Raw genomic sequence first — 13112 nt, forward strand, 5'->3', positions numbered from 1 at the left:
AAAGAAGAACCCAAGCGGATCAATGCTTGGGTTCTTCTTTTTACTAATGAATGATTTACTGAACGGATTCTCTGTGCGTTCTTGGTCTCCATCCAAAAAGAACAAGTATGGTCATCACTCCAAAGTAACCAGTGACAAATAGTGCGTGAAGGAGCAGAAACAACAAATTCATTTTTGTGGTTATGATGAAAATTCCCGATACTGCTTGCAGCGCGACAAAGATCAAAGAGATAAAGAGTAAATTGGACAGCAACAATTCATTCTTATATTTCTTGAGTGACACAACCAGGTTCCAAATCAGCCAAATCAGCAGAATTAGTGCGAGAACCCGGTGCAAATACTGAACACCGGCTTTGCTGATTAGCGGCTCAGGAAGCACATGCCCATTACATAGAGGAAAGTCTGTACAGCCGAGACTTGATTCCGTATGGCGAACAAAGGCACCGGAATAGATCAACACATAAGAGTAAATGCCAAGGAAAATAAAATTCCATTTCATTGGTCTACTCAAGGTGAGTCTAAACAGATGACGATCAGGTTCGATACTCTCGAAAACAAGACAAGTAAGGAGCAGCATACTTGCAAACGAAAGAAGTGATATACCGAAGTGAAGGGCAAGCACGACTGATGATTGTCCCCATACGACGGCGGCCATTCCAAGAAATGCTTGTAAAAAAATGAAGAAGACCGAGGCGATGACGAGAAAACGTCCGCTCCAGACGTGCTTAAAGCGAAACCATAGCCAGATTGCTTGAATGAGAACAAGAATGGATGCGACGCCTGAAACTGCACGGTGACTGAACTCAATCCAAGTTTGGTGAGCATGTGCATCAGGAATAACTTGACCGTTGCACAACGGCCAGTTATTCCCGCACCCGTATTCAGAACCCGTATTGGTTACAAGGGCACCCATGAGGACCACAATTAGAACCGAAAGGCATCCTGCAATACTTAAAATTATTAATAAACGATCTTTCATATGTATCACCCGATTTCAAATTTAAGCATCGCTGTTTTTATGCTAAGCTCTGCATTCCTATTCTAGCAGAATGCGGAAGGATTCTAGAATGATTCGCTCAATTTGTTCGGAAAGATCCATGAATAGACAAACAATATACACATTTGCAAGCCATATGGTATTGACAATGTGATAATTATCATTGAGTAAAACAAAAGACAAAAGCTATTTGATCGTATATAATGTTAATTGAACAGAATTGTTGCTTCAAAGTACTTCTGAAAGGCTCTGCTGGCAGTTCATGTTTTGTCATGTACGTCAACGTCAGAGCTTTGATTAAATTGGCACTATACTATGCCTCTAAGAACAACAGTTAAATGCAATACCACCCTTTTGATAAACGGTTCATGGTTGTAACAATAGAGAAAGAAGGCTGTTTAATGAGAATAATCGGATCGGATGAACAGGCATTAGAATCAATTGATGTGACTCCATGGAGAAAATTTGTTCATGATGTACTTACTACTGTAAAAATAGGCATTGTAAATTCCAATTTGATGACTGCATTTACTGGTGTATGGCTTGCTTTATTTTTTAATGGAGAAAGTATTGGGACATGGACAGGATCTGTAGTTTTTGTTTTAATGGGTACTGCACTTGTCATCGCCGGGGGTTGCTCATTAAATAATTTTATTGATCGAGACATTGATCCTCTAATGGAACGGACACATGAACGACCGTCCGCAACGGGGAAGATGAGTGGCAGAACTGTTTTGATCATGGGCTTGTCACTCTCAGTTATCGGCCTATTAGCCCTGTTTGCTGCATCGGTAACTGCAGCGGCATTTGGATTATTAGGGCTTCTTGTCTATGTACTTGTCTATACGATGTGGTTGAAAAGAAGCCATTCTATGAATACGGTTGTGGGCAGTGTTGCCGGTGCTGTACCGCCGATTATTGGTTGGGCGGCAGTGGATCCTTCACTTCAATCGCCAATACCATGGATTTTATTTCTTGTTTTGTTTTTATGGCAGCCGCCGCATTTTTTGGCTCTTGCAATCAAACGTGTTGAGGAGTATCGTCGTGCAGGTATCCCGATGCTGCCGGTTGTCGCTGGTTTCGAGATTACAAAAAGACAAATGATTTTTTATGTAGCAGCACTGGTACCAACCTCTTTGCTTCTTTACTCTCTTGGCCCTGTGTACGTTGTTAGCGCACTGCTATTAGGTTTTACATGGCTTGGACTCGCTATTTATGGATTGATGGCAAAAAATACCGTGAAGTGGGCACGGCTCATGTTCGTTTATTCCTTGAATTATATGACACTCTTATTTCTCATCATGATCGTTTCAACCTTTTTTTAATAAAATCAAACCTGAAGGTCGGAGGACTATTCTTCCGGCCTTTTTCACATCTTTTTGCCTGCTTAAAGGATTGTTCGCTTGATAAATAGAGATGAAAGTTTCTTCATTTTTTTGTCTGATGATGAGCTATTAATTGAGTTTTTTCGCATACACATCAGGGACTAACCATACATTTAGGTGATTGTTTCTTGAAGGGGGTTCAGCGGTGCTGATTTTAACGGAGGCGCACGAACAAGATGCGGAACGGCTTTTTAGATTATATTGTGACATACACGGAGTGAGGAAAGAGCTAGGTTTTGAAATTGGAAAATTGAGCACTCAAGGATTTACAGAATTATTAAGCACAGCATCTCAGAGACGAGCTGCCTATTTTATAGCACAACACGAACGAACTGATATTGGCTTTGCTGCGATTCAAGGCCACGCAGCCAGTGAGATGGCACATCTTGCTTCTTGCAGCGTCGCCTTACGAGAACAATGGCAAGGCAGAGGATTTGGCAAAAAGATACTTAAAGATCTCGAAGAATGGTCCATGGATCACGAGCTGCTTAGAATCGAGGCATGTGTCGGTTTTGATAATCGAGCAGCTCTGCTTTTGTTTGGTACAACAGGATACAGAGTAGAAGGGATTCGAAAATCAGCATTTATGAGGAACGGAAAATTAAAAGACGGTTTTTATATGGCAAAGCAACTAACCACGCAAATCGAAGAAACAAAATAAATATAAATAAGGAACCTTTTTAGATAATTATAGTAAATGTATCATACAAAGCGGTCGGATGATTCGAATGTTTAGGAGCGTGAATTTTTGGAAAGGATGGGACTGGAAGTTCAAGGAGGAATTCGATTCGATGAAACTACCAGTCTTGTTCAAAGAACATCGTTCAATAATTATTATTCTTTCAATAGGTTTCATTGCTGTTTTAGCTCTCTACATTGGAACCTGGCATCCTGCATCAGCAAAAAAAGAGACGTATGGTCAAGTTGATCGGCAAATTTCTCCAGTTAATCAGCAGGAGAGGGAACTATTTACGATCATTAAACAACAAAAAAAAGTGCATCAAGCCCTTACGGCGGACTGGAATTTGTTCCGAATTGCAAGACTAGAAGCGAGACGAATAGCGTCTGGTCATGCAAAAAGTACAGAGGATGCAAGAACGATGCTTGGTTCACTTGGATACGATGAAAACACAGCTCAAATTTTAATGCTACAATCTGGCAATCCCGATGAATCGATAAGAACACTATGGCGAAATTCGAGACAGTCTGATTCGATCAAATCAGTAAGTACTGGCAGAAGGATCGGGACTGGTTTTGCGACAGGACGAGCAGGAAAAATATGGGTGGTTCTGCTTGCCAATGAACCGAACAACAATTAACAGAATCAACAAAGAAAAACAGTGTAACAGATGAACTATCTGTCCGTTCAATACCAGGCTTGTTATAATGGAAGAAAGTTTTTGAGATTTAGAGGGGGAGAAGATGATGAGAAAAACAAATGTTATCATTTTCGCCATTGCGGTGATTGTATTTGCAGGCACATTTTTAATTAGTTTGGTAAGTCTCCCCTCAGATAGTACAACCTCTCCATCGAACAAGAATCGCCAGATGTCATTGACTGCTAATAAAGACTTTAAAGTTCCGGAGAGCGGTATACACACTTTGATGGGTAAAACGGAAAAACAAATAGTGCGTACATTAGGAAAACCTGAACGCGTTGATCCCAGTAAATTTGGTTATCGCTGGTTTGTTTACGGAAGAGCAAGTGAAAACTACTTGCAAATAGGCATCGATAATTCGACAAATCGCGTTACCACGATATACGCACTGGGAAAAAAATTGAAGACCAATCCGTTTACAATCGGTGACGAATCACAGAAAATATATGAAAAGGTGCCGATTGCGGACGAAGTCTCTTTAACTTATAAGGGAACAAAGATTGATTTTGAATTAAATGAAGAGGACATGATGGTGCGCCCGTTAATGAAATTCGGAAAAATATGGGTTCAGTTAAATTTTGACCATCTTTCTGATCGTCTAATTGGTGTTCGTTACATGAACACCGATGTTTTGGCTGTGCAGCATCCGTATTCAATGACCTATCAAGGAAATTTGCCCGAAACACCAACGCTTACCGAAGACCAATGGGCAGCCGTGAATCAAGGCGAGGATCAGGAGATCTTTGATGTCAGCAATGTACTTCGAATGAGATTCAAGAAAAAAATACTGCAATGGAACGAAGCGGCATATCAAGCTGCCTATAAGCATAGTAAAGAAATGAAAACTAAAAATTATTTTTCGCATGGATCCAAATGGTCAGGAGACCTTAAAGCACGATTAGAGCGTGAGAATATTAATTTCCAGACAGCCGGTGAAAATATAGCGGCCAAATATCCGGATGCCATTGCAGTAAGCCTTGGATGGCTAAACAGCATTGATCATCGCAAGAATTTATTAAATAACGATTTTACGGAACTCGGCGTTGGCTCTTATAAAAATTATTACACACAGGATTTCGTCAGGCCACTTATTCCCTGAATGAAACCTGTTTTTTTAATCATGATGCACACCTAGATCCACTGTTGCTTAAGATAATCTTAGGAAAACCTTTGGGGAGGTGTGCCCTTTGGCAGAAGAAAGAACAAATGCGGCAATTAAAAAATTTAAAAGCTTTTTACGCAGTCATCCGGAAATCGTTGAATATGTTCACGAAAACGGTATAAAGTGGAGCAACGTTTTTGATGACTGGGTAATCTTCGGTGAAAAAAACGATGTGTGGGAAAAATACGGCATGAACAGGGAAGAAACTGAGGAAGCTCCGGAGAAAAAAAAGAGTTCATCCTTTTCGCTTAATAAAATGCTAAAAGTGGTTGACACTATTGACACGAAACAATGGCAGGAACGCCTTGACACAATCAGCGGCGCTTTGACTGGAATTCAGTCGTTTATCGGTCAATTTCAACAAACGAATGAACAGGAAAAGCAGAATAATGGAAGTGGTCAGGATTCTGCAGGACAAACGTCAACTCAATCATCTGAAAATTCGCCCGGTCAAAATCCATTTTTCTTTTGAAAGGATTGATTTGAGATGAGAACTGAAATTCAAGAATACTTGGATAGCCGGCCTGAAGAAAAATTATTTGTGCGAATGCATCCGGAATGGTATCGGAAATTAAGCCGGGCTCCTTGGGAGTTGAGCCAGCTCAAACCGGCGGCAAATCAATTCTATGGTCGTACATTCAGTCAGCGTCTGGATCGGTTTAATCAGCGGGCAAGTATGATGTCAATGCTTGTTTCAATGGCTCAGGCCATGAGTGCACAGAAATCTAAGGATTAAGAGAACGAAATAAAATCTAGAATAATGGCGCTTTAGCTCTATTTGTTGTATATTTTAATAGAACTGGGGGTGGCAAAGTGATTGGAACGTTAGAAAATGCTTCTCTGCTGGACCACGCTGAAGAACTTGCTTCAATGGTGCTCCATTCGGATTGCTACGCATTGTATCAGGAAAGTAAGAACAATTTAGAATGCGACGAACAATCGCAGCAATTAATTAAAAATTTCTTAATGGTCAGAGACAAGTACGATGAAGTTCAGCGTTTTGGAAGATATCACCCTGATTATAAGTCGGTTATAAAAGAAATGATGGAGTGCAAACGAGATTTGGATGTCCATCCGCTTATTGCCGATTATAAGAAAAAGGAAAACCAATTGAACGAACTGTTGGGTGAGTTAAGTACAATCCTCGCGCGTTCAGTTTCATCATCGATAAAAGTACCCACCGGCGATCCGTTCTTTGATCGCTCATGTGGCACAGGTTGCGGATCTGGAGGAAAATGCGGCTGCCACACACGGTAAAGAAAACTCGTTGATTGGCAAGCACAAAGTGCAAAGACAGAGGCGTGGTTGCTCTTACACTAAATACCTTTAAATTATTTTCTTGAAAATTTGTGTAAAGAAAACTTGTCGATTGGTGAATATGCATCATTTAGTGACTTCCGCATGTGTACTGAACGTTATCATGCCTCGCGGAAGATCCTTTTACATAATTAAATAGTTGCTATGTGTTTGTCCGCAGGATGTTTGCAGACTTCTAAGTATAAACATGACGTTTTCCATAGACCTATCTGATATCTGCGATGATATGAGTCAGTGTAGATAGAGATTGAGATGTTGCACGTTTATGCAGCTTAAGGCAGCCTAGAGAAAAATAGAACGGAAACAAAAGGGGTGGTGTGTTCCGGTGGACATACAAAAAAGAGACAGTATTATTGTTTGGCTTTATAATACAAAATATTTGAGAGTACTCAGACGCTATGGATATGTGCACTATATATCAAAACGAATGAAATATGCGATTCTTTATTGTGATCATGAACAGAGTGCAGCAACGATCAGCCAGCTGCAGAAAATGAAGTTTATTAAAACAGTGGATGTTTCTCAATTGCAGCATGTTCGAACAACTTATGAAAAAGGCAAATCAAAATTTGAAGAAAAAGATGAAGTGTTTAATTAATCAGGTGACACTATAACTTTAGATATGTTTAGAAAATCTGACCACGGATGATCCATCGTCCTGCGGCCTGCAGGACACATTTTACTGGACTGCTGACACGAACTCCCTAAATAACAACTTCTTTATTTGTGTAAAAAAAAACCCGCAGACAAACTGCGGGCTGTCTTTACGCATCAGAGGATGCAAGACAATGGGAGAGGAGAAACCGGCGGAAAACTTATGGGGAAACGTAAGTATCCGCGGTTGGGCCAACATCTCAAACGATGTTGCCAGCAACTATTATGTACGAGTTGCTTGAATGCTATACATCTTTCATAACTTTTATTGCTAGATGTAGTATTCACAATGATTCAGAGCCTAGTCGGCTATTTCGACTCTTTAGAATATAAATGAGGCATGCCCTTACAAGGATATTTATCAATATGATCCATCGACGTAAAGGTTAACATCATCTATGACTATGGAGTACCTCTTCATGTAAGGAGGGACGTTTATTGAGAGTCATCTCAGGAGAAAATAGGGGACGAAAATTAAAAGCTGTCAATGGAAGAATGACAAGACCTACAACGGATAAGGTTAAAGAAACCATTTTTAATATGATTGGTCCTTTTTTTGATGGAGGATCGGTTCTTGATCTGTACGGAGGGAGCGGTGGACTGGGCATTGAGTCGCTCAGCCGAGGCATTGATAAAGCCGTATTTGTTGATCGCGCAAGTGCAGCCTGCCAAATCATTCGAGATAATACACGTCTGTGTGGCTATGAAGAGTGTACACAGATCTTGCAGCTTGAAGCAACACGAGCACTTGATAAATTGAGCGAAAATGGACAACACTTTGATCTTGTTTTTCTTGATCCGCCTTATGCGAGACAGCATATTCAAAAAGATATGGAAACATTGCTGCAGAAAAACATGCTGTCAGATCGTGCCATAATTGTTGTTGAGCATGAGGAAAACGTGAAACTTCCTGACGTTCTCGATGGCAGGCTGATTCGAGAGAAATACCGAACCTATCAAGGACAGACAGCAGTATCTATTTATTATTTCCAACCTGAACAGGGAAGTGATTCAGTTGAGTGAACGTATTGCAGTATATCCGGGCAGTTTTGATCCTGTAACTTACGGTCATTTAGATATTCTTCAGCGGGGATTATCAGTGTTTGATAAGATTATCATTGCAGTTCTGAATAATTCGTCTAAGAATCCACTCTTTACTGTTGAAGAACGTGTTGATCTGTTGAAAAAGGCTACCGCTCATCTCGATTCAGTGACCGTTGATTCATTCGAAGGGCTGCTCGTTGATTATGTACAAAGGAAAAAGGTAAGTATTGTACTAAGAGGATTGAGAGCAATTTCTGATTTTGAATATGAGTTACAGATTGCCGCAATTAACAAAAGTCTCAATCCAAAAATTGAGACATGCTTTATGATGACAAGCAATCATTACTCTTTCTTGAGTTCGAGTATGGTTAAAGAAGCCGCCATGTATGGCGGTTCAGTGCATGAACTTGTGCCTGTTTCTGTTGAAGATGCCCTGGTTAAGAAATTCGGGAAAAAATCATCTGTTTAATGGATGAGTATGTGTGTTGAAGCGTCTTAGTAGAATGAAAATAAAAACGATCAGAATGGAAAATGTGATCATTGGCCCAAATTCAGCGGTTTGATGTGTCAGTGTCTCGAAAGGTTCACCCATAGCAAATGCGGTCTGTGCGGCTGATCGGTTGCCCATTTGAAAGATATGAAAGAGAAAAAAAGCTGCTATCGATGAGAACATCATTTGAAGCAGCCGGCCGATTAAAAAGAGTCGTGAACTTAGTCCTGCCTGTGAGAGAACACTGACCGCTTGTGCTTGTATAGAAAGGCCACAAAACCCGAGCAGGCCACTCACTACAATAACACGTTCAATAAGAGGGACAATAACTAATTCACCGACCTTGTTATCTCCGATCGTCAGCTCGAACAGCCCTGGAATCACGGCGGAACCAAGCTCAGGTGAAAAGCCGATGAATTTGAAACATGCACTCAGTCCAAAGCCTAAGAAATCTACAAAGCCAATTTGAGCAAGTAATTGGTAAAGCATGGAAAACAAAGTGATAAAACCACCGATCGCCAGCAGCGTGGAAACTGAAGAGATGACTGCGTCGCCTAATTTTTTTCCAAACGGTTGATCACGTGAAATACGCTCTTGATGCATACTGTTCAGAGCATGAATGAATAGGAAGCGCGAAGGGGTGGACCTCGCTTTATTCGTTTTTTTACCAAGAAATCGAAATGTCAATCCGACACATATATTGCCGATGTAGTGAGCAAGTGCAAAAACAATGCCTAATGATGCCTGATGAAAAAATCCAACTGCGGTTACGCTAAAGAGAAAGAGCGGATTGCTGAAGTTCGTGAATCCGGCTAACCGCTCAGCTTCTGCTTTCGTAATCTTTTTTTCTCTATAGAGATCTGCTGTAATACGTGCACCGGCGGGAAAGCCAGAGACAATCCCCATCATAAAGACGAAGCCTCCTACGCCAGGCAGCCGGAAAAGCGGACGCATCAATGGTTCCATAAGGATACCGGCAAACGTGACAATCCCAAAGCCAATCATAAGTTCTGTAAGAACAAAGAATGGAAAGAGAGCGGGGAACACTTTATCCCACCAAATCTGCATTCCTGTAATTGAGCCTTTGACGGCAATATCAGGATAACGTACCATGAGATATGCAACTGCGAGTGAGCCGGAAGCCAGCAGATAAGTTAAGCTCTTTGAATGTTTCATTAATATATCTCACCTACAATTTTTCAGCCAATTGGAAGTACTTGTCCATTACTTTTACTATACGGTACTGCGACGACAGATAGACCAACAGGAATTCGAAATAAATAAGCATCAATGACATATAATCAGAAGTGTTGTGTTTTTCAATTGTAGGGGGCGATAAACTTGCGAAAAAAAGTCACTCAATGGTTGGTGATTATCATTGCGATCTTATTAATTGGATTGAACTTTTACCGAACACCCTATTACGTGCAGCGTCCTGGCAAAGCTGAATCGATGTCAGGAATGATCAAGGTTAAAGGTGCAAAAAAAATTGATGGAAACTATAGACTTGTGTACATATATCTAGGTCAGGCAAATGTCTATCAGTATCTCTGGGCGAAATTTGACGGCAATAAATATACAACCTTGGTAAAAGAAAATCAGGTGAAAATGCCTAATGAAGATGAGCAGGATTACAACCTCCGTCAGGAAAACTATATGAGCAGTGCGCAGCAATCGGCTGCGTATGTCGCTTATAAAGCTGCGGGCAAGAAACCGACGCTTTTGGAAGAGGGCGTTTTAATACTTGGTGTAATGAAATCAATGCCCAACAGCAAAATATTGAACACAGGTGATTTAATTATTGGGATGGACAATCATAAGATCGCAACTACTGAAGATATGAATCGTTTGATTAAACAAAAAAAAATTGGGGACCGATTTGTTTTGACACTTGTTCGAAAGAACAAAGTGAAACAAGTGACTGTTCAAGCTGCTCGTTTTCCTAAAGCTTATACAAGTTCAGGAAGAGGGTGGGGCATCGGCATTTATCAGGACAACCATGTTAAGGTGGATGTTGAACCAAAAGTGAAGTTTTCAATTAAGAATATAGGCGGACCGTCGGCAGGGCTCATGATGACACTTGAAATTTATGATCAGCTGGATAAGCAGAACTTAGCAAAGGGCAGGGACATTGCTGGTACAGGAACAATTGAAATGAATGGAGATGTTGGACCGATCGGAGGAATTTCCGATAAGGTGGTTGGTGCCAGCAAATCAGGTGCGGACATCTTTTTTGCTCCTGTTGCTGATCATGAATATCAAACAGCAAAAAAGACGGCCAAGGAAATTGGCACAAATATGAAAATTGTACCTGTTAAATCATTTGAGGACGCAGTGAACTATTTAAAACGATGAAGGTGCACTAACTAAAGGACGATTTTTGAATGAGAAAAGTTACTCATTCAAAAATCGTCTATTTATTTCATCATATCGAATGGGTGGATGACTCGTTTCTGTATACTTCATTTGTTTATGATCTATATTTATTAAATAATCATAGATTTGGGCGGTTTTAAGGTCGATGTTAAGCATGAGCGAGCGATGATTTCTTACTTTCGAAATAATATCAATGGATGCTCTTTTTCGAATATCAGCTAAATAGGCCTGGCCTCTGCCATTCATCCCCAGCAAACGAGTTGAATCCGGATCACTGTTAAGAGCAAGAGGTTTGGCCTCTTCTTTCAAAGTATCCGTCAGAATATGTACGGCAAGGCGCTGCAGTCTCGCCCATGTATACCGTTTTGTTTTTACTGCCGAAATGAATTCATGGAAAGTCGATGCTGTCCGGATACATTCAAGCAGTCGATGCTCGATCCCCTCTTCCATTTCATAGATCAGTTTCAGTCGATTCCCGCTGAAGGAAAGAAGCTTGTATTTTAAAAAAGGGTAAAAGCGCTCCCAATTTGCATAGCCGTTTTTCTTTTTGGCATCAATTAAGGCTTCCGCCACGTGCACGGGCAGTTTAGTGTAGATCGAATCGGCATGCCCCCCAGTCATGAGGTGCAGGCGGATGCTTGAGGCACTAGCAATCACTGCGTCGTCGTCAAAGGTTTGATCATTATGCTCTGCCTGTTTGCGCTTGATCGTTATTGGTTTCATAGTGCTGTTGCGCTGTTGGAGTGCTTTGATATATTGAAAGCCGAGACTGTTATTTGGTAGCGATAAATCAACGAGTTCTTTTCCATAACCTTGAGCAATGAAACGGTAAGCAGCTGCGTGAGCATTCGGATAGCTGATCCCTTTTGCCATTGATTCGGCTAATTGTGCTTCATAAGCCGTTTTATGATTGCTAATTAATGAGAGGCTGTTGAAAAAGGGCTCGATTCTTCCGCATTCACTGCTGAAGAAGAGTCTGTTGACCCCAAGACGATCAAGAATAGTGACAGCGCCACGAGCAAATACATCTGCTTTACCAACTGCAAAAACATAGGGAAGCTCAACTACTAAGTCAATACCTGCTTCGAGTGCCATCCGCGCTCTTGTCCATTTTGATACGATAGCCGGTTCACCGCGTTGGAGAAAATCGCCACTCATAACGACAACGACTACATCAGGGTGCACTGTCTTTTGCAATGTTTCAAGCTGATAGAAATGTCCGTTATGAAAAGGGTTATATTCAGCGATAATTCCGGCAATAATCATGACGACTACTCCTTTTTCTTTTGAAATCATGAATGGCCTTATTTTATCATATTCTTCGTTAGAAAGAGAAATTGCCAACGATTCACTTGATGTGATAATCTTTACTTAATGGCCGCGCAGCGGATTGACATTCCGTTATGCGGGGCTTATAATAACATTTGTTGTCTAGAGGTGGTTCAGTATGTCTTTATCATGGTCAGTGCCTGAACTGATGCAATTTAGGGAAGAGGGACTGAGTTTTCACGAAGAAGTTGTATTACCTCTGGAATTGTTTCGCGCGGATCCTGAAATACGAAGCATATTACCTGTTGATGTTAAGGGTGTCGTGGAATTTTCTAAACGATCGCTGACTTTTCATTTACGGATGGCGGGCAAGATGGTGTTGCCATGTGCCGTTACTTTGGAAGATGTCGATTATCCCTTTCAGATCAATACCGCAGAGACATTTTTGCTGTCGGCGGGAACTGAAAATGAGGATGAGGGAGAATTCGTTCATCAAGTAGAGAATGAGCAAATTGACTTGATCCCTTATCTTGTTGAAGCGATTTTGGTTGAGAAACCAATGCGCGTCGTCAGTGAAAAAGCTCGTGATTCAAGTCGTCTCTCAGGAAAAGGCTGGACACTTGTAAATGAGGAAACGTCGAAGCAGCAGATTGATCCAAGGTTAGAAAAACTGAAAAAGTTTTTTGACGATTAATTATTGTCCGAGGAGGTGTCAAACGTGGCAGTACCGAAAAGAAGAACGTCAACTACTCGCAAAAATAAGCGGCGTACACATTTCAAACTTGCCGTTCCAGGCATGGTAAAATGTGATAACTGTGGTGAATATAAATTAGCTCACCGGGTGTGCCCATCATGTGGCTCATACAAAGGTGAAGAAGTCGTTGAGAAATAATTGAACATTTTTTTAGAGGAGCTTGCAGCTTCTCTTTTTTTTGCATTTTTTCTCTCAAAATGGTTGAGAAATCCTTGCGTTTTATTCTATCGATCCTATCATCGGCATAAAGTTTAAAACAAGGACTGTGTTCCAATCAGATTTGAG

The 13112-nt window shown here is 40.9% G+C and carries 16 protein-coding genes; 13 read left to right on the forward strand and 3 right to left on the reverse strand.

Going from position 1 to position 13112, the window contains the following annotated elements:
* Positions 1–55 precede the first annotated feature (55 nt).
* A complete protein-coding gene (locus AC6F33_RS06865; protein ID WP_500778001.1) occupies positions 56–979 on the reverse strand; it encodes a COX15/CtaA family protein in 924 nt (307 codons plus the stop codon).
* A 419-nt stretch (positions 980–1398) separates the two neighbouring features.
* On the opposite strand from AC6F33_RS06865, the gene cyoE reads away from it, so the two are divergent.
* The 10 genes from cyoE to coaD all read left to right on the forward strand — a co-directional run bounded on the left by cyoE (position 1399) and on the right by coaD (position 8407).
* Positions 1399–2322, forward strand: a complete 924-nt coding sequence (gene cyoE / locus AC6F33_RS06870; protein WP_500778002.1) for a heme o synthase — start codon at positions 1399–1401, stop codon at positions 2320–2322.
* A 205-nt stretch (positions 2323–2527) separates the two neighbouring features.
* Positions 2528–3043, forward strand: a complete 516-nt coding sequence (locus AC6F33_RS06875; protein ID WP_500778003.1) for a GNAT family N-acetyltransferase — start codon at positions 2528–2530, stop codon at positions 3041–3043.
* A 130-nt stretch (positions 3044–3173) separates the two neighbouring features.
* Positions 3174–3701 carry a hypothetical protein gene (locus AC6F33_RS06880; protein ID WP_500778004.1) on the forward strand — a complete coding sequence of 176 codons (528 nt, stop codon included), beginning with the start codon at positions 3174–3176 and terminating at the stop codon, positions 3699–3701.
* A 103-nt stretch (positions 3702–3804) separates the two neighbouring features.
* Positions 3805–4860, forward strand: a complete 1056-nt coding sequence (locus tag AC6F33_RS06885; RefSeq protein ID WP_500778005.1) for a CAP domain-containing protein — start codon at positions 3805–3807, stop codon at positions 4858–4860.
* A gap of 79 nt (positions 4861–4939) precedes the next feature.
* Positions 4940–5395 carry a spore coat protein YlbD gene (gene ylbD / locus AC6F33_RS06890; protein ID WP_370645905.1) on the forward strand — a complete coding sequence of 152 codons (456 nt, stop codon included), beginning with the start codon at positions 4940–4942 and terminating at the stop codon, positions 5393–5395.
* Positions 5396–5410: 15 nt separating this feature from the next.
* Entirely contained in the window at positions 5411–5659 is a 249-nt protein-coding gene (locus AC6F33_RS06895; protein ID WP_255746125.1) for a YlbE-like family protein, read from the forward strand.
* A gap of 77 nt (positions 5660–5736) precedes the next feature.
* The gene (locus AC6F33_RS06900) at positions 5737–6180 is read left to right on the forward strand and encodes a YlbF/YmcA family competence regulator (protein WP_255746126.1); all 444 of its coding nucleotides are present in this window, start codon (positions 5737–5739) and stop codon (positions 6178–6180) included.
* Between the two features lie 385 nt (positions 6181–6565).
* Positions 6566–6838 carry a YlbG family protein gene (locus AC6F33_RS06905; RefSeq protein WP_255746129.1) on the forward strand — a complete coding sequence of 91 codons (273 nt, stop codon included), beginning with the start codon at positions 6566–6568 and terminating at the stop codon, positions 6836–6838.
* A gap of 494 nt (positions 6839–7332) precedes the next feature.
* Positions 7333–7917: a 16S rRNA (guanine(966)-N(2))-methyltransferase RsmD gene (gene rsmD / locus AC6F33_RS06910; RefSeq protein ID WP_255746130.1), complete on the forward strand. Its 585-nt coding sequence runs from the start codon at positions 7333–7335 to the stop codon at positions 7915–7917.
* Positions 7910–8407: a pantetheine-phosphate adenylyltransferase gene (gene coaD, locus AC6F33_RS06915; RefSeq protein WP_255746131.1), complete on the forward strand. Its 498-nt coding sequence runs from the start codon at positions 7910–7912 to the stop codon at positions 8405–8407. Before rsmD ends, coaD begins: the two co-directional genes overlap by 8 nt.
* Here the strand turns inward: coaD and spoVV are convergent.
* Positions 8396–9604, reverse strand: coding sequence for a dipicolinic acid transporter SpoVV (gene spoVV / locus AC6F33_RS06920; protein ID WP_255746132.1), 1209 nt, complete (start codon positions 9602–9604; stop codon positions 8396–8398). The two genes, coaD and spoVV, sit on opposite strands and share 12 nt — an antisense overlap.
* A gap of 165 nt (positions 9605–9769) precedes the next feature.
* Here spoVV and AC6F33_RS06925 point away from each other — a divergent pair, with 165 nt between their 5' ends.
* Positions 9770–10783: a SepM family pheromone-processing serine protease gene (locus AC6F33_RS06925; RefSeq protein ID WP_500778006.1), complete on the forward strand. Its 1014-nt coding sequence runs from the start codon at positions 9770–9772 to the stop codon at positions 10781–10783.
* Between the two features lie 39 nt (positions 10784–10822).
* On the opposite strand, the gene AC6F33_RS06930 is transcribed toward AC6F33_RS06925, so the two are convergent.
* Positions 10823–12100, reverse strand: a complete 1278-nt coding sequence (locus AC6F33_RS06930; RefSeq protein WP_500778007.1) for a nucleotidyltransferase — start codon at positions 12098–12100, stop codon at positions 10823–10825.
* Between the two features lie 151 nt (positions 12101–12251).
* On the opposite strand from AC6F33_RS06930, the gene AC6F33_RS06935 reads away from it, so the two are divergent.
* Both AC6F33_RS06935 and rpmF read left to right on the forward strand, forming a co-directional pair.
* On the forward strand, positions 12252–12767 hold the full coding sequence (locus AC6F33_RS06935) for a YceD family protein (protein ID WP_500778008.1): 516 nt from the start codon (positions 12252–12254) through the stop codon (positions 12765–12767).
* Positions 12768–12791: 24 nt separating this feature from the next.
* On the forward strand, positions 12792–12965 hold the full coding sequence (rpmF, locus tag AC6F33_RS06940; protein ID WP_010026240.1) for a 50S ribosomal protein L32: 174 nt from the start codon (positions 12792–12794) through the stop codon (positions 12963–12965).
* Positions 12966–13112: the final 147 nt, after the last annotated feature.

It is taken from the genome of Sporolactobacillus sp. BBK16-2 (assembly GCF_059878335.1).